This is a genomic window from Mucilaginibacter puniceus (assembly GCF_054783175.1).
Window position 1 is genome coordinate 817,601 of sequence record NZ_BAAGRB010000002.1, and the last position, 22,194, is coordinate 839,794.

19 protein-coding genes are annotated in these 22,194 nt (G+C 41.3%); 12 read left to right on the plus strand and 7 right to left on the minus strand.

All coding sequences use genetic code 11. The annotated features are described in order from the left end of the window. Nucleotides 1-31 precede the first annotated feature (31 nt). From ACYVJ6_RS10590 to ACYVJ6_RS10600, 3 genes are all read right to left on the minus strand, one after another. A complete protein-coding gene (locus tag ACYVJ6_RS10590; RefSeq protein WP_460694034.1) occupies nucleotides 32-3,325 on the minus strand; it encodes a leucine--tRNA ligase in 3,294 nt (1,097 codons plus the stop codon). Between the two features lie 76 nt (nucleotides 3,326-3,401). Then, the gene (locus tag ACYVJ6_RS10595; protein WP_460694035.1) at nucleotides 3,402-3,719 is read right to left on the minus strand and encodes a nucleotidyltransferase domain-containing protein; all 318 of its coding nucleotides are present in this window, start codon (nucleotides 3,717-3,719) and stop codon (nucleotides 3,402-3,404) included. A 31-nt stretch (nucleotides 3,720-3,750) separates the two neighbouring features. Beyond that, entirely contained in the window at nucleotides 3,751-4,335 is a 585-nt protein-coding gene (locus ACYVJ6_RS10600; RefSeq protein WP_460694036.1) for a hypothetical protein, read from the minus strand. Nucleotides 4,336-4,396: 61 nt separating this feature from the next. Here ACYVJ6_RS10600 and ACYVJ6_RS10605 point away from each other — a divergent pair, with 61 nt between their 5' ends. The 7 genes from ACYVJ6_RS10605 (at nucleotide 4,397) to ACYVJ6_RS10635 (ending at nucleotide 9,605) form a co-directional block, all read left to right on the plus strand. After that, nucleotides 4,397-4,564, plus strand: coding sequence for a hypothetical protein (locus tag ACYVJ6_RS10605; RefSeq protein ID WP_460694037.1), 168 nt, complete (start codon nucleotides 4,397-4,399; stop codon nucleotides 4,562-4,564). Then, on the plus strand, nucleotides 4,561-5,121 hold the full coding sequence (locus tag ACYVJ6_RS10610) for a DMP19 family protein (RefSeq protein WP_460694038.1): 561 nt from the start codon (nucleotides 4,561-4,563) through the stop codon (nucleotides 5,119-5,121). Before ACYVJ6_RS10605 ends, ACYVJ6_RS10610 begins: the two co-directional genes overlap by 4 nt. A gap of 69 nt (nucleotides 5,122-5,190) precedes the next feature. Next, complete coding sequence (gene guaA, locus ACYVJ6_RS10615) at nucleotides 5,191-6,720, plus strand: glutamine-hydrolyzing GMP synthase (RefSeq protein WP_460694039.1); 1,530 nt, start codon at nucleotides 5,191-5,193, stop codon at nucleotides 6,718-6,720. Continuing rightward, nucleotides 6,707-7,915: an ABC transporter substrate-binding protein gene (locus ACYVJ6_RS10620; protein WP_460694040.1), complete on the plus strand. Its 1,209-nt coding sequence runs from the start codon at nucleotides 6,707-6,709 to the stop codon at nucleotides 7,913-7,915. The genes guaA and ACYVJ6_RS10620 overlap by 14 nt, the downstream gene beginning before the upstream one ends. After that, the gene (locus ACYVJ6_RS10625; protein WP_460694041.1) at nucleotides 7,912-9,081 is read left to right on the plus strand and encodes an RsmB/NOP family class I SAM-dependent RNA methyltransferase; all 1,170 of its coding nucleotides are present in this window, start codon (nucleotides 7,912-7,914) and stop codon (nucleotides 9,079-9,081) included. The genes ACYVJ6_RS10620 and ACYVJ6_RS10625 overlap by 4 nt, the downstream gene beginning before the upstream one ends. 58 nt (nucleotides 9,082-9,139) lie before the next feature. Next, a complete protein-coding gene (locus tag ACYVJ6_RS10630) occupies nucleotides 9,140-9,343 on the plus strand; it encodes a hypothetical protein (RefSeq protein ID WP_460694042.1) in 204 nt (67 codons plus the stop codon). 97 nt (nucleotides 9,344-9,440) lie between these two features. After that, nucleotides 9,441-9,605, plus strand: a complete 165-nt coding sequence (locus ACYVJ6_RS10635) for a type II toxin-antitoxin system RelE family toxin (RefSeq protein ID WP_460694625.1) — start codon at nucleotides 9,441-9,443, stop codon at nucleotides 9,603-9,605. 177 nt (nucleotides 9,606-9,782) lie between these two features. Here the strand turns inward: ACYVJ6_RS10635 and ACYVJ6_RS10640 are convergent, their stop codons facing one another. The 3 genes from ACYVJ6_RS10640 to ACYVJ6_RS10650 form a co-directional block, all read right to left on the minus strand. Further along, nucleotides 9,783-10,355, minus strand: coding sequence for a MarC family protein (locus ACYVJ6_RS10640; RefSeq protein WP_460694043.1), 573 nt, complete (start codon nucleotides 10,353-10,355; stop codon nucleotides 9,783-9,785). Between the two features lie 84 nt (nucleotides 10,356-10,439). After that, a complete protein-coding gene (locus tag ACYVJ6_RS10645; protein ID WP_460694044.1) occupies nucleotides 10,440-11,918 on the minus strand; it encodes an amino acid permease in 1,479 nt (492 codons plus the stop codon). A 166-nt stretch (nucleotides 11,919-12,084) separates the two neighbouring features. Beyond that, nucleotides 12,085-14,331: a sodium-translocating pyrophosphatase gene (locus ACYVJ6_RS10650; protein WP_460694045.1), complete on the minus strand. Its 2,247-nt coding sequence runs from the start codon at nucleotides 14,329-14,331 to the stop codon at nucleotides 12,085-12,087. Between the two features lie 148 nt (nucleotides 14,332-14,479). On the opposite strand from ACYVJ6_RS10650, the gene ACYVJ6_RS10655 reads away from it, so the two are divergent. The 3 genes from ACYVJ6_RS10655 (at nucleotide 14,480) to ACYVJ6_RS10665 (ending at nucleotide 18,432) form a co-directional block, all read left to right on the plus strand. Continuing rightward, on the plus strand, nucleotides 14,480-15,913 hold the full coding sequence (locus tag ACYVJ6_RS10655) for an APC family permease (RefSeq protein ID WP_460694046.1): 1,434 nt from the start codon (nucleotides 14,480-14,482) through the stop codon (nucleotides 15,911-15,913). After that, entirely contained in the window at nucleotides 15,891-17,297 is a 1,407-nt protein-coding gene (dacB, locus tag ACYVJ6_RS10660; protein WP_460694047.1) for a D-alanyl-D-alanine carboxypeptidase/D-alanyl-D-alanine endopeptidase, read from the plus strand. The genes ACYVJ6_RS10655 and dacB overlap by 23 nt, the downstream gene beginning before the upstream one ends. Nucleotides 17,298-17,499: 202 nt before the next feature. Continuing rightward, the gene (locus ACYVJ6_RS10665; RefSeq protein WP_460694048.1) at nucleotides 17,500-18,432 is read left to right on the plus strand and encodes a TolB-like translocation protein; all 933 of its coding nucleotides are present in this window, start codon (nucleotides 17,500-17,502) and stop codon (nucleotides 18,430-18,432) included. A gap of 134 nt (nucleotides 18,433-18,566) precedes the next feature. On the opposite strand, the gene ACYVJ6_RS10670 is transcribed toward ACYVJ6_RS10665, so the two are convergent. Beyond that, a complete protein-coding gene (locus ACYVJ6_RS10670; protein ID WP_460694049.1) occupies nucleotides 18,567-19,088 on the minus strand; it encodes an acyl-CoA thioesterase in 522 nt (173 codons plus the stop codon). 106 nt (nucleotides 19,089-19,194) lie between these two features. Between ACYVJ6_RS10670 and ACYVJ6_RS10675 the strand changes: the two genes are divergently transcribed. Then, complete coding sequence (locus ACYVJ6_RS10675) at nucleotides 19,195-21,420, plus strand: S9 family peptidase (RefSeq protein ID WP_460694050.1); 2,226 nt, start codon at nucleotides 19,195-19,197, stop codon at nucleotides 21,418-21,420. Between the two features lie 107 nt (nucleotides 21,421-21,527). After that, on the plus strand, nucleotides 21,528-22,103 hold the full coding sequence (locus ACYVJ6_RS10680) for a YceI family protein (protein ID WP_460694051.1): 576 nt from the start codon (nucleotides 21,528-21,530) through the stop codon (nucleotides 22,101-22,103). Nucleotides 22,104-22,194 lie beyond the last annotated feature (91 nt).

Genomic DNA, 22,194 nt, shown 5'->3' on the forward strand with positions numbered 1-22,194 from the left:
ACGCTACGCTCGCAATGACATAGTTTATTATTTACACCACCATATTAATGATACGCCCCTTCACTACAATTACCTTTTTAGGGGTTTTGCCATCCAGGTAGCGTTGTACATCGGCATTGGCTAAGGCAAAGGCTTCAATTTCGGCCTGGTCTAAACTTAAGGAGATGTTCAGGTTCATTTTTGTTTTACCGTTGATAGATACCGGGTAGGCAAATTCATCCTCCACCAAATACGATGGGTTGAATTTTGGATAAGCGGCATACGATAATGTACCCGCCTCGTTACCCAACTGTACCCATAACTCCTCGCAAATGTGTGGTGCATAAGGTGATAGCACAATAACCAGATCCTGCAAAACAGCTTTGTTATTGCACTTCAGGTCGGTTAATTCATTAATGGCTATCATAAAGCTAGAAACTGAGGTATTGAACGAGAAACGCTCGATATCTTCTTCCACCTTACGGATAATTTTATGCAATGATTTTAATTCGGCTTTGGTTGGCTCGTTATCGCTTACCTTAAACTCCCATGCGTCGTTATGGAACAAGCGCCAAAACTTACGTAAGAATTTAAATACGCCCTCAATGCCGTTAGTATTCCAGGGTTTACTTTGCTCCAGCGGACCTAAAAACATTTCGTACATACGCAAAGTATCCGCGCCGTAACGGGCTATCAGGTCATCCGGGTTAACCACGTTGAATTTGGACTTGGACATTTTCTCCACTTCAACCCCGCAGATGTATTTGCCGTTCTCTAATATAAACTCAGCATCGGCAAACTCAGGCCTGAACTCCTTAAATTTGTTCAGGTTCAAAACTTCGTTCTCTACAATGTTTACATCCACATGCAATGGTGAAGTTTTGTACTGATCTATCAACCCATGCGATACAAACGTGTTAGTCCCTTTGCCTTCATCGTCAATTAAACGATACACAAAGTTACTCCTGCCCTGTATCATCCCCTGGTTGATGAGCTTTTTAAAAGGTTCTTCCTCAACTACCAGGTCAAGGTCCTTTAAAAATTTGTTCCAGAAACGGCTGTAAAGTAGGTGGCCTGTGGCATGTTCACTGCCGCCTATGTATAGGTCAACATCTTTCCAGTACTCAATAGCTTGTTTGGATGCAAATGCTTTATCGTTATGTGCATCCATATAACGGTACCAGTACCAGCTGCTACCCGCCCAACCCGGCATGGTGCTTAGTTCGTATGCATAGCCACCAGCCCCCTCTAAATCTCCCCCGGTAGGGGAGACTTTTTGATCGGCTTCTCCAAGTATTTTTGACTGGTCTCTTTCAGGCAGTGTGTTTAACTTTTGCTTTATTTTTTCGGCAACATCTTGAGGACTTTTTAAAACTTCATCATTAGTAAATCTGATTACTTCAAATCCATAATAATTAAGCGCATCTGTTCTTAATTTGTCTGCTTCTTCTATTTGCTTATGATGATGACCATCCAACTCAATAACCAAACCCTTTTCAAGCGAAACAAAATCAGCTATAAACTGGCTTATAGCATGTTGCCTTCTTATCTTATATCCAATTTGCTTATCTCTTAATAATTGCCAAAGTATGTTTTCTGCTTCGGTGGGTTGTTTGCGGTTATCTCTACTAAAATCTTTCAACTGTTCGTAATAAACAGGATCAGCAGTTTCACGATAATTACCCGCATGCTCAGAAAGCCCTCCCTCCCGGGGAGGGTTTGGGTGGGGCTTGTATGTCCAGTTGTCTGCACGGCCCAAAGGCGGTTCGCCGCTTTCGGTGGGTAAGTATTTATCAACTTCGGGCAATAATAAAGGCAGTTCCTGCTCGGTAATTAAATGCGGGAGGTTATCTTTAAAGTAAACCGGCACCGGCTCGCCCCAGTAACGCTGGCGGCCAAATATGGCATCGCGCATCCTGAAGTTTACCTTGGCTTTGCCGGCAACCAATAATTCCAATTTGGCTATCACCGCGTCGGTAGCTTCTTTGTAAGTTAAGCCATTAATAAAATCGGAGTTGATGTATTTACCTTCCTTGGTGGGGTCGGCCTCGGTAGTAATATTTTGGGTATCCAGTATGGGTACTATGTTTAGTTGAAAATGTTTAGCAAACAAAAAGTCACGCTGATCGCCTGATGGTACGGCCATAACGGCGCCTGTACCGTATCCTGCCAAAACATAATCGGCAATGTAAACCGGTATCAGTTCGTCATTTAACGGGTTATGTACAAAGCTTCCGGTAAATGCACCCGAAACCGTTTTGGCATCAGCCATACGGTCCAGTTCTGATTTCTTTTTAGTTTGCTCAATGTAGGCCTGTATTTCGGCTTTTTGTGCATCAGTAGTTAACTCTGCTACCAGCTCATGTTCTGGCGCAATCACTAAAAATGTAACCCCAAATATAGTATCAACACGGGTAGTAAAAACTTCTATATATGTCACGGACGGCTCCGGGTTATGGGCACATTTCTCCAACGGGAACCTTACAGATGCACCAATACTTTTACCAATCCAGTTGCGCTGCATTTCCTTTAAAGGCTCGGGCCAGTCAATGGTATCCAGGCCTTGTAATAAACGTTCGGCATAGGCGGTAATGCGCATGCTCCACTGCATCATTTTCTTTTGCTCAACGGGGTAACCGCCGCGCTCGCTAAAGCCGTCTTTTACTTCGTCGTTTGCCAATACCGTACCTAAAGCCGGGCACCAGTTTACGGTACTTTCGCGCAGGTAGGTTAATCTATATTTTAACAATTCTTCCTGTTGTTCACGGCTGCTCATGGCTTTCCACTCAGCGGCGGTAAACTCCAACACTTCTTCATCACAAACCGCGTTAACCCCTTTTGAACCGTTAGCTTCAAAATAAGCAACCAGCTTTTCAATAGACTCGGCCTTATCAGCATCCTTATTATACCAGCTGTTAAACAGCTGCATAAATATCCACTGCGTCCATTTATAATAATCAGGCGAACTGGTGCGTACCTCGCGGCTCCAGTCGAACGAAAAACCAATCTGGTCTAACTGGCGGCGATAAGTTGCAATATTAGCTTCGGTAGTAACCGCAGGGTGCTGCCCGGTTTGTATGGCATATTGCTCGGCCGGTAAGCCAAAACTATCATAACCCATGGGGTGCAACACGTTAAAACCCTTTAAACGTTTATAGCGTGCAAAAATATCAGAGGCAATATAACCCAGCGGGTGGCCCACATGCAGCCCCGCACCTGATGGGTAAGGGAACATATCCAGCACATAATACTTAGGCTTATCAGATGCATCTTCGGCTTTAAACGTATTGTTATCGGCCCAAAACTGCTGCCACTTTTGCTCTATATCTTTAAATTGATAATCCATGCTTATTAGGGTTATTAGGTATTGAACCGCGAAATTAAGAAAAATGGCGGATTAGTAATAAAGCGAATTGCTTTGATTATGAAACTGAAAGGGTATTACTATAGATAGTTTGCCCGATACGGTCTATATGACTCAACAGATCATTATTAGTTATATGACCATAAATTGAAAGGTCGATCTTATAAGGCAGTAGCATATCATCCAACTTTAGAATAATACGGTTTAATATGCGCAGATCAATATTATCACCCTTTAACACCATATCAATATCTGATGAAGGCGTAAAATTACCTTTAGCTCTTGAACCATAAATTAAAGCAGCCTCCACCTCCGGAAACTCTTTTAATATTCCGCCAATTTGATCAATTACATTTTCAGTTAATCCGTACCTCATAAACAAAAATAGACATTATAATTAAGTCGTCTTACTCACTCAAAACCGTTAAGCAGTTTTTACTTAAACCGGCTAATCGGCTTTTTAAAGTATTTAAACCCGCGGTGTCATTAATGGCCGTATAAAGTGTTTTGATCATATCCAGTGTTTCATCATTGGGGTCGCAGGCCTCGGCTTTTTCTAAATGCGGCAGGGCTTTTAATACCATTGCCTTATAATCTGCCATTAATTTGGCATCAATTTTTGCACCCTGGAGTTTTTTTGAAACATCACTAAACTTATTGTAGTAGATAAATCCCAAAGCCCTGTGCGGCACATAATAATCAGGATATGCCGCTAATACCTTATCGTAATAAATTACGGCTTGATCTGTCTGATAGCTGTCCTCATACAACTTTGCTAAACTGTTGTAATACATTGTCCGGGTTTTTGCGGGCAGTTTGCTCGCATTGGATAACAGGCTTTCGCCAATTAATAATGCCTTTGACAATTCTTTGTTACTACGGGCTATGTCCATATCCAGGTATTGATCATAAATCTGGTCGGCAGTTTGGGCGTGGGCGAATGCACCTATAAATAATAAGGATAAGAATACCGCGACTTTTTTAAACATCATCAAATATAGATAAATGGTATAAACGTTTTTTTCACTAAACTTGTTATTATAATTTATACCTATGATATTTTTATTAAAAAACGGCGCAAGCAAAAAAGATATTAAGGCTATAGATAAAAAACTCTATAACGAGAAAACTTCAAATTGTTTTGATGCCAAAAAATACAATGGTGTACTTTCCTTAAAGGAAGATGCTTTATCCATTCAATTAAATTTAAGAAATAAGTGAAAAATATCTTAACTACTTTAGTAAATACAATTAAAGGATTGTTTTCGGATAAAGATTCGACTGATAGAATTATACCGAATATATCGTCAAATAATTCAAAACCTAACATGCAACAACTTCTTGCTTCAAGTGATAATAGTAGTATCATTGAACTGGATAATTACATTTGCGCACTTTGCGAATGGGGTGATAATCTTTCTAATTTAACTGATCCGCAAAGAACATTTTACTTTAACCAAGAGTTTGAACGAGAAATAAATAATGGTGGATTCAGTCAATACTTTAATAACTCCTCCGGCATGTACGCGAATGAAACTCTTGCTACTTTAAAAAAAATTGGAGCTCATAAAACTGTTGATATTTTACAAGCAGCTATTAATTTTTTCCCTAACCAACAAGTACCTATAGACCAGAGCACGCGTCAAGATATCATTGCCGAAATAGAAACTGAGATCAGTAAACCGTGGGAAAATCTTGACCAACAATTCTTTAAATATGAGGATGACCTGAATCAATTAAACATGGAGTTTGTTAAAAATAACCAAGACCAATTTTAACTTCAAGTCGAACGTTACAAATCCAAAAATTACCTCTTCAAAAATCCCATCAAAAAACTATCTTTGCCCATGCAAGAAAAAATCCTCATTCTTGATTTCGGCTCGCAGTTTACCCAACTGATAGCGCGCCGTGTCAGGGAGCTCAATATTTACTGTGAGATCCACCCATACAACAAGTTTACCGATGTTGACAGCAGCGTAAAAGGCATTATCCTTTCGGGCAGCCCTTATTCGGTACGCCAGGAAGACGCGCCGATGTTTGAGTTTGCCCGTTACCATAAAACCCTGCCTATTTTGGGCGTGTGCTATGGCGCGCAATATGTGGCTCATTTTAACGGCGGCGAGGTATTACCATCAAGCACCCGCGAATATGGCCGTGCCAACCTGCAATACATCGACAGTAAAAACCCTTTGTTTAAGCTGATCCCGCAAAACTCGCAGGTATGGATGTCGCATGGCGATACCATTGCACGTATAGGGGATGATTTTGAAGTGATTGCCAGTACAGATACCGTTAAGGTAGCTGCCTACCATATTAAAGATACCCAAACTTACGGCATACAGTTTCACCCGGAAGTAACCCATAGTAGTGACGGCAAGCAATTGCTGCATAACTTTTTGGTAGATATTTGCGGCTGCAGCCAGGACTGGACCCCGGATTCGTTTATTGATACTACCGTTGCCGAGTTAAAAGAAAAATTAGGTGATGATAAAGTAGTGTTAGGTTTATCAGGCGGTGTTGATTCATCAGTAGCGGCGGTGTTATTGCACCATGCTATTGGCAAAAACCTGCATTGCATATTTGTTGATAACGGCTTGCTGCGTAAGGATGAGTATCAATCGGTACTGGATTCGTACCAGCACATGGGCCTGAATATAAAAGGTATTGATGCCAAGCAACGTTTTTATGATGCTTTGGCGGGATTGACCGACCCGGAGAAAAAGCGTAAAGCCATAGGCCGTGTATTTATTGAAGTATTTGATGATGCCGCGCACGAGGTACAGGATGTTAAATGGTTAGGACAAGGTACTATCTACCCTGATGTTATTGAGTCGGTATCGGTTAAAGGACCATCGGCAACTATTAAATCGCACCATAACGTGGGTGGCTTGCCTGATTTTATGAAATTAAAGGTAGTTGAGCCGCTAAATACTTTATTTAAAGACGAAGTACGCAAGGTAGGTAAGGCTTTGGGCATCGATCCGAATATTTTGGGCCGCCACCCTTTCCCCGGTCCGGGACTGGCTATCAGGATATTAGGCGAGGTTACGCCCGAGAAAGTGGCTATTTTACAGGAAGCCGATGCAATTTATATCAACAATTTACGGTCGGCCGGTGTTTATGATAAAGTATGGCAGGCCGGATCTATATTTTTACCGGTACAATCTGTTGGTGTTATGGGCGATGAGCGTACTTACGAAAACGTTATTTGCCTGCGTGCCGTTGAATCATTAGACGGGATGACCGCCGATTGGTGCCATTTACCTTATGACTTGCTGGCTAAAATATCCAACGAGATCATTAACAACGTAAAAGGAATTAACCGGGTAGTATATGATATCAGTTCAAAACCACCGGCCACTATTGAGTGGGAATAAGTGGATACTTTATTTATGGATAATTGTACTGGCTGCCTGTTCGCCAAAAGTGCAGCCTGTACAAGCGCCCGTAAAGCCCGCTGAAAAACCTGTAGCAAAAGCACCCGAACCCGCACCTGTAAAAACAGGCCCAAAAGTTGCTACCATAGCGTTGCTGCTGCCTTTTGAGCTGGATTATTTAAAAACAGGGTACAGCACTACTGCCTTAAAGCAAGCCAACATAGCGGTTGATTATTACCAGGGCTTTAAAATGGCGCTTGACTCGTTAACCGCTAAGGGATATAATTACCGGCTATTGCTATATGATACCCGCGATCTGCCCTCACAATCGCATTCGCTGGCTTATAACCCGGATATCAGGGCAAGCGACCTGATAGTGGGCCCGGTGTTTCCGGAGGGTTTAAAATCGTTTACATCAGTTTTAACCAGCGCGCGTAAACCTATACTTTCGCCATTGGCGGCTTCGGCACCGTCTACCTTTAAAAATCAAAACCTGGTTACTGCCATGACACCACTGGAATACCATGCCTGGGGTGCTGCTGATTATGTGGTAAATGATATTAAAGCTAAAAAGGTATTTATACTCAAATCGGGCTACAGTGCCGATAACGAATATGCTACCCCTTTTAAAGCCGGTATTGACAGCCTGGGTAAAAAACGCATACAGGTTAAACAATTAACAGTTGTTAAGGGCAACCTGAACTCGCTATTACCCCAACTTTCATTAACCGAACCAAATGTATTTGTAGTGCCTGCCACCAACCAGGCTTTTTTAACGGTAACTTTAAAATCGTTAGAAATGTTAAGTAACAAGTACCCTGTTATTGTTTTTGGCCACCCAAGCTGGAAAGATATGTCCTTTTTAAAAACCGAATTATTGCAAAACTTAAATACACATATCACATCCGGGGATCATATTGATTATAAAGCTGAAGCAACGTTAGTATTTACCAATAATTACCGTAAAACCTTCAAAGCCGAGGCCTCTGAATATTCTATAAAAGGATTTGATGAGGGTATGTACTTTGGCAATTTATTGGGTAAGGAGAACGATGGTTTAAAAAACCTGGGAGAGCATAAGTTTACCGGGATGCATAATTCTTTCCGTTTTATAAAAAAACCGGGCCTGGGATGGATAAACACACACGTAAATGTGTTTAAGTACAGTAACTTTGCATTAAAGCAAGTAAAATGAAGGCGATAAACCAGCTTAAAACGTTTCAGCGCATTATTGATGAATACCCGGCTGAAGCGCCTTTAGGCAAATTTCTACCCGGCTTTTATCGTCAAAACAAGCAAATGGGCTCCACCGACAGGCGCATTGCCAACAGGTTGGTGTATAACTATTTTAGGTTAGGCAAAGCCTTACCCAACCTGCCGAGTGACGAACGCCTTTTTGTAGCCGAGTTTTTATGCAACAATCAGCTTAACTCCTTTCTACAGCATTTTAAACCCGAGTGGGCGGCCTGCGTTGGTTTTACTATTGAAGAGAAACTGGCGATGGTTAAAGCGGCCCATCCTGATTTTACTTTGGAGGATGTATTTCCGTGGGTTAAGCAAGTATCAACAGATATTGATAAGGATGCATTTTTAAAGTCGTTTTTTATACAGCCCGACCTATACATTCATGTACATAATGGCTATGACCATTTGGTAAAGGGCGTATTAAACAAGGCTGAAGTTGTTTTTAAGGATGAGGGCAATGGCTGCTTAAGTTTACCTAACGGTACGCGGTTAGAGAACCTCTTCCCTACCCAGCATTGGTTTGAGGTACAGGATTATTCTTCACAACAAACCGTAAATTACTTTAAGCCCCAAAAGTGGGATAGCTGGTGGGATGCCTGCGCGGCATCGGGCGGTAAATCGTTATTGTTGCATGAAGATGAACCGACCATTAAATTAGTGGTGTCCGACATCCGCGAATCGGTATTGGCTAACCTGGATGAGCGTTTTCAAAATGCGGGATTGAAGAGTTATCAAAAGAAAGTGCTTGACCTAACCCAAAATGTGGACCAAACCTTGCACAGCTACGCGTTTGACGGTATTATACTGGATGCCCCCTGCAGCGGCTCAGGCACCTGGGGCCGAACGCCGGAAATGATAGCGCAGTTTGACGAGCATAAAATTGAATTCTTCCAAAAACTACAAAAAACCATAGCCACCAACGTGGTTAAATACCTAAAACCCGGTAAGCCATTAATTTACATCACCTGCTCGGCCTTTAAAGCAGAGAATGAAGATGTAGTTGATTATTTGGTAAAGGAAGTTGGCTTAAAGCTGGAAGAAAAGCAGGTGCTAAAAGGTTATGGTCATAAGGCGGATACGATGTTTGTGGCACGACTTAGCCCCCCAACCCCCTAAAGGGGGAGTTTTTTTATCTATTAAAATTGATTATTTTTGTTTAAATAAATAACAGGCTATGCTTATTCTACATCCTCAATACATTACTGATACAGCAGGAAAAAGCCTTGTGATTCTCCCTCAAAATGAGTTTGATAATTTGATGGAGGAGTTAGATGAGTTGGAAGATATTCGCTTATACGACGAAGCTAAAAAGAACGACACCGGCGAACGTATACCTATGGATGATGCTTTTAAACTGATCGAAGCTAATCGTAAATAAATGTTTAATGGTTTACACCTTAACCTTTAGCAAACAAGCGCTCAAAGAATTAGAAAAGATCAATGGGCCATTTTACTCCAACATTTAAATTGCCATAATACAACTTTCATCCGATCCACGCCCAAATGGATATAGAAAACTAAAAGGCAGAGATGGGTACAGAATACGGGTAGGAAATTACCGGGTAATTTATGAGATCTTTGATAATATACTTACTGTAGATATTATCACACTTGGGCATAGGAAAGATATTTACGAATAGTATTGAAAATACTTGACCATGTTAAGCACTCGTAGCAGACGAGCGCAAGAAGCAAAATTGAAGCAAAATCATGGTTTACACATTTTTGCAATCTATTTTATTAAAACATTGATTATCAAAGATTTAAATATATGTAAACCCTAAAATGTGTTAAGTTGTGTAAACCATGATTTAGGACTATAAATGCGTATTGCTTCTAAACAGTTTAATAGCGATAGCCAGCAAAATTACCCCAAACGCTTTGCGCAGGATATCAATCCCGGTTTTACCAAAAAGCTTTTCCAGCCATTGCACATTTTTTAGCACCAGGTACACAAACACGGTATTGATGAAAATGCCTATTATAATACTTTGGGTTGCATATTGAGATTTTAAGGATAGTAAGGTGGTCATAGTACCTGCCCCGGCAATCAACGGGAAAGCCAGCGGAACAATTGATGCCGTTTGCGGCATATCTTCGGCTTTAAACAGGTTAATGCCTAATATCATTTCCATAGCGATGATAAATATCACTAATGAACCTGCTATGGCAAACGATTCGACATCCAACCCAATAATATCTAACAATTTATCACCTACCAATAAAAACACGATCATCAGTACCAATACCACTATGCTTGCCTTTTCCGACTCGATACGGCCTGCCCTTTGGCGCATTTGAACAACAACCGGAATAGTGCCCAGTATATCAATGATCGCGAAGAGGATCATGGTAACGGATAGTATCTCTTTAAAATTTAATGGCTGCATAAAGGTTAGTATTTATGATATGCAATAGTTAAAGCAATTTAAACAAAAAAGGTTCTGAAAACCAGAACCTTTTTTTGATATGTATTATGCCATTGGCGGCTCAGGGTCTTTAGGAACAGCTACTATCCCCTTTCTGATGAGTGAATGATGCTTGCTGTATGCAAAGTATATTATAAGTCCTATAGCCATCCAAACAGCTAATCGAATCCAGGTATCACCCGGTAATGAAACCATCATTGACAGACAGATCAAAATACCGGCAATAGGTACAAAAGGTACCCATGGCGCCCTGAAAGGACGCGGTGTATTAGGATCGGATTTGCGCATTACCATTACGCCTATGCATACCAAAACAAATGCGAATAAAGTACCTATAGAAACCATCTCGCCAACTACGCTTACCGGTACAAAAGCGGCAAACAAGCTTACAAATACCGCGAAAAATAAGTTTGATTTATAAGGAGTTTGAAACTTAGGGTGAACTTTAGAAAATACGGGGGGTAATAAACCATCTTTTGACATAGTAAAGAAAATACGCGATTGCCCCATTAACATCACCAATATAACTGATGTGTAACCGGCCAATATGGCTACAATGATGCTTTCCTGCAACCAGGCATAAGGCGTTTTTGCAATAGCGATAGCAACCGGTGCGGCACTGTCTCTAAATTCTGTGTAGTTAGCTATCCCCGTCATTACATGTGAAAACAATACATAAAGTAATGTACATACTAATAATGATCCAATAATACCTATTGGCATACCTTTTTTAGGGTCCTTCGCTTCCTGCGCTGCAGTTGATACGGCATCAAAACCGATAAAGGCAAAAAACACAACACCCGCACCACGGAAGATACCTGACCAGCCAAACTCACCAAAAGTACCTGTATTTTTAGGGATATAAGGCGTGTGGTTAGCCGGGTTGATAAACTGCCATCCTACCGCTATAAAAACCAATACAACTGCCACTTTTAAAACAACAAGGGTGTTATTTACGAAAGCAGATTCTCTTGACCCCCGTATTAATAATAATGAAAGACAAACAATTATAAAAACTGCCGGTAAATTAAAATAACCATGTACAATACTGCCATCAGCCATGGTTACCTGCTCCCATGGGGACATCGTTAATTGCGGGGGTATGAGTATATCAAAATAGTGTAGAAATTTAATTAAGTACTGCGACCAGCTAATTGATACGGTTGCAGCACCAAGCGCATATTCTAAAACCAGGTCCCATCCAATTATCCAGGCTACAAACTCGCCCATGGTAGCGTATGAATAGGTGTAAGCAGAACCCGCGATAGGTATCATACTGGCAAACTCAGCATAACATAAACCTGCAAAGGCACAACCAATAGCGCCTATAATAAATGATATGGTTACAGCTGGCCCGGCATTATTTGCCGCGGCTAAACCTGTTAATGAAAATAGTCCGGCACCAATAATAGCGCCAATACCCATAGTTACCAGGTTAAAACTGCTTAGTGTGCGTTTTAAAGTACCGGCTCCGGTTTCGGCGGCTTCCTTTAGTAAGGTGTCGAGAGGTTTTTTGTATCTCATAGAAATATGAATTTATATATTTTGTCAGTTAATCAATCCAAACTTACTTATTTAATTTGAAAATACATGTCGGTAAGGTTGAACGGCAGTTAGTTAATATCGTTACAAATAACAAAAAAGAGGCAACCCAAATGGATTGCCTCTTTCAAAATATGATCTTTATAACTTAAAGCGGCTTATTAGCTTTAATTACATGAGTAGTGATAACATGTGAGCGCAGCTTTAATTCGTTTTGCAAACGTTGGCTGTTATTAACCTCCTGATTTAAGTGAGGTGCAATAACTAATGACACGATAGACATCAACTTGATCAGGATATTCATCGACGGGCCGGAAGTATCTTTAAACGGATCACCAACGGTATCGCCGGTTACAGATGCTTTATGCGGCTCTGATTTTTTGTAGAACATTTCGCCGTTGATCTCTACACCTTTTTCAAATGATTTTTTAGCGTTATCCCATGCACCACCTGCATTGCTTTGGAAAATACCCATCAACACACCTGATACGGTTACACCTGCTAATAAACCTCCTAATACCTCAGGGCCAAAAGCAAAACCAATGATGATAGGTGTAATTAAAGCGATCAAGCCCGGGGCAACCATCTCGCGGATAGATGCTTTGGTTGATATCTCCACACACTTTTCATACTCAGGGCGGGCTTTGTATTCCATTATGCCCGGTATTTCGCGGAACTGGCGGCGAACTTCTTCAACCATTGCCATTGCTGCACGGCCCACTGCCGAAATACATAATGCCGAGAAGATGAAAGGTATCATACCACCCACAAATAAACCTGCCAATACGTTGGCTTTATAAATATCAATATGCTCGATACCTGCAACACCCACAAAAGCCGCAAATAAGGCCAGTGAGGTTAATGCTGCTGAAGCGATGGCAAATCCTTTACCTGTAGCCGCGGTAGTGTTACCTACGGCATCTAAATTATCTGTACGGTGACGTACTTCCGGAGGTAACTGGCTCATTTCGGCAATACCACCCGCGTTATCAGCAATAGGCCCGAAAGCGTCAATAGCTAATTGCATAGCTGTAGTTGCCATCATACCGGCAGCGGCAATAGCCACACCGTATAATCCTGCAAAATAATATGAACCATAAATACCCGCCGCTAAGGTTATAATTGGCAATACGGTTGATTCCATACCAATAGCTAAACCACCAATAATGTTGGTTGCATGGCCGGTTGATGATTGTTTGATGATGCTTAACACCGGGCGCTTACCCATTGCGGTATAATACTCTGTAATGATTGACATTAATGTACCAACCACTAAACCTACCAGGATAGAACCAAACACACCGTTTTTAGTAAATTCTAACGAGCCTTCCTTAATAACACCATCAGCATCCATATCACGGGTTAAGTGCATTACTTCGTTTGGTAACATCCATTGTACTACAAAATAAGTAGCAATACCTGTTAATACGATGGATGCCCAGTTACCTATATTCAATGCATTTTGTACGCTGTCGGTTTCGCTTTTAATGCGGACCATTGCAGCGCCAACTATAGAGAATATTAAACCTAAACCTGCAATTACCATTGGTAATAATACAGGGGCTATACCACCAAAGTTATCGTTTGATACAATTTCGCGGCCCAATACCATGGTAGCCAACATAGTAGCTACGTATGATCCAAACAAATCGGCACCCATACCTGCCACATCACCTACGTTATCGCCTACGTTATCAGCAATAGTTGCCGGGTTACGTACATCATCTTCAGGGATACCGGCTTCAACTTTACCCACAAGGTCAGCACCTACGTCAGCAGCTTTGGTGTAAATACCACCACCAACACGTGCAAATAATGCGATAGACTCCGCTCCTAAAGAGAACCCTGCTAATACGTCTAACGCCTTAGCCATAGCTTCACCGTTAACGCTGCTACCTTGTACATTAACCACGTACATGGTGTAAAAAACAATAAATAATGACCCTAAACCAACAATAGCTAAACCCGCTACACCTAAACCCATTACCGTACCACCTGTAAATGATACTTTAAGTGCTTGTGCTAAGCTGGTTTTAGCTGCTTGTGTAGTACGTACGTTTGATTTGGTGGCAATGCGCATTCCCAAATAACCTGCAAAGGCAGATAAGAATGCGCCAATAACAAATGATATGGCAATAACCGGGCTTGATGTAGCAACAGTAGTACCGCTCCACATCAACAAAATACCGGCAACTGCCACAAACCAGGCTAAAATTTTCCACTCGGCACGTAAAAATGCCATAGCTCCCGCGGCTATATAGCCGGCAAGTTCATTCATGGTAGCATCGCCGGTTTCTTGCTTGGTTACCCATGCCGATTTGATGGCCATAAATACCAGGCCGATTAGTCCGAATACAGGAATCAGATAGATTAGATTAGTGTACAAAAAATCCATAGTTATATATATAGTATTATTATTTAGTGTATTATTTTAATTTGCCGTTATAATTGGGCGTGCAAAATAACAAAATTAATTTCTTAGTACACTATCCTAATTATAAAGTTTTTTGAATAAGTTTAATGACTTTAAAGCTTATACCTTAATGGAAAAAAAACCACACTTAAAACACGAATTAGGACTGCTTGACGGCACCATGCTGGTAGCCGGCTCTATGATAGGGTCGGGTATATTTATTGTAAGTGCCGATATAATACGCAATGTGGGTTCGGCGGGTTGGTTAATAGCGGTTTGGCTAATTACAGGCTTTATGACACTAACCGCAGCGGTAAGTTATGGCGAACTAAGTGCCATGTTTCCCAAAGCAGGCGGGCAGTATGTTTATTTAAAGGAATCATATAATAAACTGATAGCCTTTTTATACGGCTGGAGCTTTTTCGCGGTGATACAAACCGGTACTATAGCGGCTGTTGGGGTGGCCTTTTCTAAATTTACCGCCTATTTAATCCCTGCGGTAAGCGAGGATAATATTTTGTTTGATACAACTATTGGTACCTACAACTTCACCATAAGCGCGGCGCAATGCGTATCTATAGTGCTGATCATATTTTTAAGCTACATCAATACCCGTGGTGTGAAAAGCGGCAAACTGGTTCAAAATACATTTACCATTACCAAACTGGCCAGTTTATTTGGTTTGATATTGTTTGGCTTTATTATGCTGAAAGGTGATATATGGACCGCTAACTGGACCAACGCCTGGGATATTCACCAGTTAAATAAAGATGGCAGTGTTGCCCCTTACGCTATGGGCGCGGCTTTAGGTGCAATAGCAGCAGCCATGGTAGGCAGTATTTTTAGCAGCGACGCCTGGAACAATGTAACCTTTATAGCCGGCGAAATGAAGAACCCACAGCGTAATATAGGCTTAAGTTTATTTTTTGGCACCCTGATAGTAACCGTAGTTTATGTAAGTATTAACCTGGTATATGTAGGCGTTTTGCCTTTACAGGAAATTGCTACCGCCAGTAAAGACCGCGTAGCGGTATCAGCGGCACAGGTGATATTTGGCAATGTGGGTACGGTAATTATCGCGTTGATGATCATGGTATCTACCTTTGGGTGCAATAACGGGTTGATCATGTCGGGCGCGCGGGTTTATTATACCATGGCTAAAGATGGTTTGTTTTTTAAACGTACGGGCACTTTAAACAAAAGTGCCGTACCTGAGTTTGGCTTATGGATACAATGTTTGGTAGCCGGAATACTTTGCCTGAGCGGCAAATATGGCGACCTGCTGGATATGATATCATTAGTAGCGGTGCTGTTTTATGTACTCACCATCATAGGTATATTTATTTTACGTGTTAAACGGCCAGGAGCCGAGCGTCCGTATAAAGCTTTTGCTTACCCGGTACTGCCTGCTATTTATATTGTATTGGGCCTGGCGTTTTGTATTTTGCTATTGGTTTATAAACCCCAATATTCATGGGGTGGATTAATAATTGTTTTAACAGGCATACCAATTTATTACGTTGCGAAACGTTACATTAAGGATGAAGAGATTAGTACTACTTAGTTTTTTATTGATTTGCGCTTACGCGGATGCACAATCGCTCAAGCAAAAACTTACTACCGCGTTCAATCGTTTGCAGGCCGACGCGCAATGTAAATATGCTTCCGTATCATTAACGGTACTGGATGCTAAAACCGGCGAACAGGTATTTGCAGCCAACCCCAATATGGGCTTAACCCCCGGATCTACCTTAAAAACGGTTACCAGCATCACCGCATTTAATGTTTTAGGGGCAGATTTTAAATATCAAACGCAGTTTGGTTATAAAGGAACAATTACTGATGGCGTGCTCAATGGCGATATTATCATTAAAGGCGGCGGCGACCCTACCCTTGGCAGCCCTCGTTGGGAAACTACCAAAGAGAATTACATCCTTAACCAAATGGTAGCCTCCATCCGCAAAGCGGGAATAAAAAAAATTAATGGCCGCATTATTGGCGATGATACTGCCTATGGTACACAGGCTGTACCTGATGGCTGGATAGTGCAGGATTTGGGAACCTATTACGGCGCAGGCGTTAACGCCCTTTGCTGGCGCGAGAACCAGTTTGATATTAATTTAAAAACCGGCCCGGTAGGTACTCCTATAACTATTGCTGGCACTACACCTAACACACCTTACTTAACTTATAAAAGCGAACTAACCAACGCCCCAGCAGGCACGGGTGATAATGCTTACCCTTACCTGCCGGTTAGTAGCACCAATTTAATGTACCTGCGTGGCACGTACGCGGTTGATCAGTCTAAAAAAAGTGTGGGTGCGGCTTTGCCTGATCCTGCCTATGATGCGGCTTATAGGTTGAGAGATACGTTGAAACGATTGGGCTTTGATATAACCGGGCAGCCTGAATCAACCATTACCCTGGTAGCCAAAGAGCAGGCTACCCCTGCTATTGCCACCAACCTCACTACCCTGCTATCCCCCGATTTAAGTAAAATAGTGTACTGGACCAACCGTAAAAGCCTTAACCTGTATGCCGAGGAGTTGCTGAAAGCCATAGCCGTAAAAACCGGCAAAGAAGCTACCACCCTTAACGGTGTTGATGCCCTGCAAAGCTTTTGGAAAGCTAAAGGCATTGATCCAAATTCGATGGATATAGCGGATGGTTGCGGCTTATCTCCTGCCAATAAAATTACCACGCAAACCATAGCCGCCATCCTGCAATCTGCCAAAAAAGAAAGTTGGTTTAATAATTTTTACGAGAGCCTGCCCGTTTACAATAATATGCATATGAAAAGCGGCAGCATACATAACGTGCAAGCCTATGCAGGCTACCATACCGCTAATGGCCGCCAGTTATGCTTTTCTATTGTTGTAAGCAACTATAATGGCTCTACACGAAGCATTAAGGATAAAATGTTTAGGGTATTGGATGAGTTGAAGTAGTAACAAATAGTCGGAGACTACAAGCATAATCGGGGCTGACTAAAAAGTAGATGCACGCGTGCCGCGTGTTCCCTCGCATAAGAATACAGCATAGAAAAGCGGGCACATTCTTGTGCAAGCAACCGTTTTTTTAAATCTCAGAATTAAAGTTAAATTTGCCAGCTATAAGCCATCCGGCCTTTAATTTAAACCTTACACAACAATGAAAAGAATTTTAGCATTGGCACTTATTGTGACAAGCCTTTTATCATGCAAAAAAGGCGACAATACCGCACCCGAAACACCATCCCCAAGAACGCTAAATGTATATACCGTTGATAATGATAACGTAAGCATACTTCGTCAAAATTTAGATGGAACGGCTCCCAAAAGCTTGGTGGCCCACCAGCAGGATGCGGGCAAAAATGTTTTTATTGGTGATGTGTCTGCCAACACACCCGTTACCAAAATTGCTTATTTGTTGCGTAAAGGCGAACCCGGTGCGTATTTAACAGAGTTACACCTTGCGGGAGCCGATGGAAGTAATGACCGTGTTTTAAAGAGCTACAAACAAAACAACGTGTATCCGCTTATGGTGAAAATAGGTAACAATGGGATTATTTATTATGCTTATAGGGACTTTAATGATGGTAGTTACCAACTTTACTCCATTAATGAAAACGGAACAGGGGAAACTAAAATTAGCGGTGTGTTTAGGGGTATAAGTGATATTACGGCCGATGGAAAGTATGTAGTTGCGCTTTCTGATTTGAGTAATTTTGTACGCCTTAATTATTTTGACGTAACAGCCAATGGAGATGTAAGAAACGCTTTATATACCGACCAGTCTATACCTGGTTTACAACAGGCGCGCATATCTCCCGATGGAAAGAAATTGATAGCGCTTTATCTTAATTACGGAATAAAGTGCCGCATTATTGATCTGGCTACAAAGAAATATACTGATGTGTCAATTACCACCGGATTCGGAAGCGACACATATCATTATATGTCATTAGCTCCTGATAATGATAAGATCATTTTTACGGCCAAAGGTAGTTCATCATCAACAAGTTATATCTACAGTCAAACCTCTGGTCAAATAACCCAGTTCAATAACGTTACCAACGGTGTATACCAAGGTTACATTTTTTGAGTTCCGTTTTGATTGTCAACAGCATACAGCCATGTCCGAAATTGCTACCCCGCCCCGCTTAACTAATAGCGATAGTGAATACGCTACCTCAATTTAAAATGTTCCATAGTGTTCCATTTACGCAAAATTGAACACTATACATCCTCCGGAAAGAACAACGCTTTCAACTCGGTAGCTTCGCTGGGTTTCATTTTACCGCCTAATATTAACCTTAACTGGCGGCGACGCAGGGCACTATCAAATAGTACGATCTCTTCGGCAGTTTCGGGGACTAATTCGGGTACCTGTACTTTATTGCCCTCTTTATCCAATGCCACAAAGGTATAGTAAGCCTCATTGCTTTTTACGCGGGTGCCCGATGGGATATTCTCGGCCCAAACATTCAGCCTTATCTCTACCGAAGTATTAAAAGCACGGGTTACTACGGCTTCAATGGTGATCACATCGCCCAGTTTAACGCTTTGCTTAAAGGATACATTATCAACCGACACGGTTACCGCTACATGATTGCAATGTTTTTGGGCAGATATAGCCGCGGCAATATCCATTAAATGCAGTAAGCGCCCGCCCATCAGGTTATGCAGCATATTGGTATCATTGGGTAATACCAGTTCATTCATTATGGTGTATGATTCTTTGGGCGATTTTGACATCATAGTATATATGTTTACTGTAAATATACGTTTAAAGCTCTAAGGAGTTTTAATTATTGCTCAAATGCCATAAATCTGTTAGCTTTAAACGCTGATTTTATTATTTGATATGACAAACAAAACCACACGCCTTATATTAGGCGCGCTGCTGGTATGCAGCTTTATTTTTGGCGACCTAAAGGCGCAAACCAAAACACCCTATACTTCATTAACTGATGCCCTGCGTGCCACATCAAGACTGCGTGGCAGTGCTGGCCCGGAAAGTGTAAACTGGATTAACGGCGGACAAAAATACTCGTACATAGCCGGCGACGAAATACGCTCGATGGAGCCGGGTGCTTTAAAAGATGAACTAATATTTACCAATAAGGGTTTTACCTTCCCTGGCATTACCAAGCCTTTTGAATATGATTCCTTCCAATGGTCGCAGGATTCAAAATACCTGGTTTTTCAATCCAATTTCAGGCCGTTGTACCGTAACTCGGGTATTTCTGATTATTTTATTTATGACCTGGCTACCAAAAAATTAAAGCAGGCAGCTAAAGATGCACGTACGGCTGAACTATCGCCAAACGGAAAAAAAATAGGTATGGAGCGTAGGGGCAATATGTTTGTATATGACTTTGCTACGGGTAAGGAGAAACAGCTTACCAACGATGCCACAGGCGAAAATGCCATATTTAACGGCCACTATGATTGGGTTTATGAGGAAGAATTTGGCGAAACACAGGCCTGGAAATGGTCGCCGGATAATCAATACATAGCTTACTGGCAGTTTGATGAGCGCAAAGTGCCTATATTCCAGATGACCAATTTTGAAGGCTTACACAGCGAACAAATACAAATACCTATACCCCAGGTTGGCGACCCAAATGCTACCGTACGTATTGGGGTGGTGGATGTAAATACCGGTAAAAAGATTTGGGTAAAGCCCGATGAAACCGGCGATTTTTATATCCCCCGTATTTACTGGACCAGCAGCCCTGATGTATTGGCCGTAATGACGCTTAACCGTGCGCAAAACCATTTAAAACTATACTTCTTTAACGTTAAAACCGGCACTAAAAAAGTGGTACTGGAAGAAAAAAACGACACCTGGATTGACATACATGACTTTTACACCCATGTAAACGATATGGTTTACTTCCCGGAAAACTCGAAAGAATTTTTCTATGTGTCAGATAGATCGGGATATTTTCATATCTACCATTACAGCTATGATGGCAAACTGATCAACCAGGTTACCAAAGGCGATTGGGATATGATCAAGGTATCGGGCATTAACCCGCAAACCAAAACCATTTATTACCTATCAGCAGAAACATCTGGTTTAGAACAGGAGTTTTACTCCATTAAATTTGATGGCAGCGAAAAAAGAAAGCTATCAGACATATCAGGATTTCATGAGATTGATATGTCACCCGATACCAAATATTATATTGATAAGTACAGCAATATCAGCACGCCTACCCATGTAGCCTTGCGTAATGACAAAGGCACACAACTAAAAATGCTGGAAGATAACGCGGCTGTAAATACATTTTTAAGTACGCATATGTACTCTGCGCCCGAACTAATCAAGTTTAAAACCAGCGATGGCGTAGTTTTAGATGGTTACATTATTAAACCATTCAACTTTGATCCCGCAAAAAAATACCCGGTGGTCATGACGGTGTATGGCGGACCAAGCTCGCACGATGTATTTAATAAATTTTATACCGATGGCTGGCAACAATGGCTGGCCCAAAACGGATATATAGTTGCCAATATTAATAATCGCGGTGTGGCTAATTATGGCAGCGCTTTTATGAAAGTAGTTTACAAACAACTGGGTAAATGGGAAACCAACGATTTTGTAGAAACCACTAAATATTTAGCTACCATGTCTTTTGTTGATGCTGATAAAATGGCCATAATGGGCACAAGCTACGGTGGTTACAGTACGATATACAGCCTGCTTACCCATCCTGGCGTGTTTAAAGTAGGCATAGCCAACTCGCCGGTTACTGATTGGCGTTTATATGATAATATTTATACCGAGCGCTATATGGGCTTACTATCAGACAATGCCGAAGGTTATAAGCAAAGCAGTACCATGACGCACGCCGCTAACTTAAAGGATAAGTTATTATTAATACACTCTATGAGTGATGACAATGTGCACCCGGCTAATACTATGCAGTTACTTACTGCCTTAACTGATGCCGGCAAAGATGCTGACCTGCGGATATATCCTAAAGGCGCGCATGGCGCGGCTTATAACTCGCAAAGTTCAATTTTAATAAAAAATGTAAGTTTTGAGTATTTGGAGCGTTATTTAAAAGGCAACAAGTAGAATAACATAATAAAGTCACAAAATAAATGTTATAACAAATATTTAACTGGGTTATAATTCAGAAATATATTTTTGTGTCGCTTAATTAAAAAACAAACTCAAAAACCATGAAAAAGATCATTACCCTTTTAACAGTAGCATTATTATCAACAGCTGCTATGGCGCAATCTACCTGGAAAGTAGATAAAGCTCACTCGCGTTTACAATTTACCGTTACCCACTTATTGGTATCTGATGTTGACGGCAGATTTAAAGATTTTGATGTGACTATAGCAGCGGCAAAACCTGATTTTAGTGATGCTAAAGTTACTTTGGTTGCGCAAACCGCATCAGTTGATACGGATAACGACCGTCGCGATACGCACCTTAAAAGTGCCGACTTTTTTGATGTAACCAAAAACCCAACCATGAATTTTACAAGCACCGGTATTACTCCTGTTAGTGCAGGTAAATATAAATTAACAGGCAATTTAACACTAAATGGTGTTACTAAACCAGTTACTATGGATTTTTGGCACCGTGGTACAATCCCTGCTTCAGGTAACAAAAAAGAAAATGCCGGCTTTAAAGTAACCGGAACTATTAAACGTTCTGACTTTAACTTTGGTAAAGGCTTTGGTAACGCGACAATAAGCGACGAAGTTGAAATTATTGCCAATGGCGAGTTTGCAAAAGCAAGCTAATTGACTACTACAGCATATTAAAAAAGCGTCCCAAAACACGGGGCGCTTTTTTTTGTTAGCAGCTTTATAAAAGTATTATCTACTTTTATTG

Coding starts and splice junctions, on each gene's coding strand:
- ACYVJ6_RS10590 (WP_460694034.1), bottom strand. CDS start 3,325: ATGGATTATCAATTTAAAGATATAGAGCAAAAGTGGCAGCAGTTTTGG.
- ACYVJ6_RS10595 (WP_460694035.1), bottom strand. CDS start 3,719: ATGAGGTACGGATTAACTGAAAATGTAATTGATCAAATTGGCGGAATA.
- ACYVJ6_RS10600 (WP_460694036.1), bottom strand. CDS start 4,335: ATGATGTTTAAAAAAGTCGCGGTATTCTTATCCTTATTATTTATAGGT.
- ACYVJ6_RS10605 (WP_460694037.1), top strand. CDS start 4,397: ATGATATTTTTATTAAAAAACGGCGCAAGCAAAAAAGATATTAAGGCT.
- guaA (WP_460694039.1), top strand. CDS start 5,191: ATGCAAGAAAAAATCCTCATTCTTGATTTCGGCTCGCAGTTTACCCAA.
- ACYVJ6_RS10625 (WP_460694041.1), top strand. CDS start 7,912: ATGAAGGCGATAAACCAGCTTAAAACGTTTCAGCGCATTATTGATGAA.
- ACYVJ6_RS10630 (WP_460694042.1), top strand. CDS start 9,140: ATGCTTATTCTACATCCTCAATACATTACTGATACAGCAGGAAAAAGC.
- ACYVJ6_RS10640 (WP_460694043.1), bottom strand. CDS start 10,355: ATGCAGCCATTAAATTTTAAAGAGATACTATCCGTTACCATGATCCTC.
- ACYVJ6_RS10645 (WP_460694044.1), bottom strand. CDS start 11,918: ATGAGATACAAAAAACCTCTCGACACCTTACTAAAGGAAGCCGCCGAA.
- ACYVJ6_RS10650 (WP_460694045.1), bottom strand. CDS start 14,331: ATGGATTTTTTGTACACTAATCTAATCTATCTGATTCCTGTATTCGGA.
- ACYVJ6_RS10655 (WP_460694046.1), top strand. CDS start 14,480: ATGGAAAAAAAACCACACTTAAAACACGAATTAGGACTGCTTGACGGC.
- dacB (WP_460694047.1), top strand. CDS start 15,891: ATGAAGAGATTAGTACTACTTAGTTTTTTATTGATTTGCGCTTACGCG.
- ACYVJ6_RS10665 (WP_460694048.1), top strand. CDS start 17,500: ATGAAAAGAATTTTAGCATTGGCACTTATTGTGACAAGCCTTTTATCA.
- ACYVJ6_RS10670 (WP_460694049.1), bottom strand. CDS start 19,088: ATGATGTCAAAATCGCCCAAAGAATCATACACCATAATGAATGAACTG.
- ACYVJ6_RS10675 (WP_460694050.1), top strand. CDS start 19,195: ATGACAAACAAAACCACACGCCTTATATTAGGCGCGCTGCTGGTATGC.
- ACYVJ6_RS10680 (WP_460694051.1), top strand. CDS start 21,528: ATGAAAAAGATCATTACCCTTTTAACAGTAGCATTATTATCAACAGCT.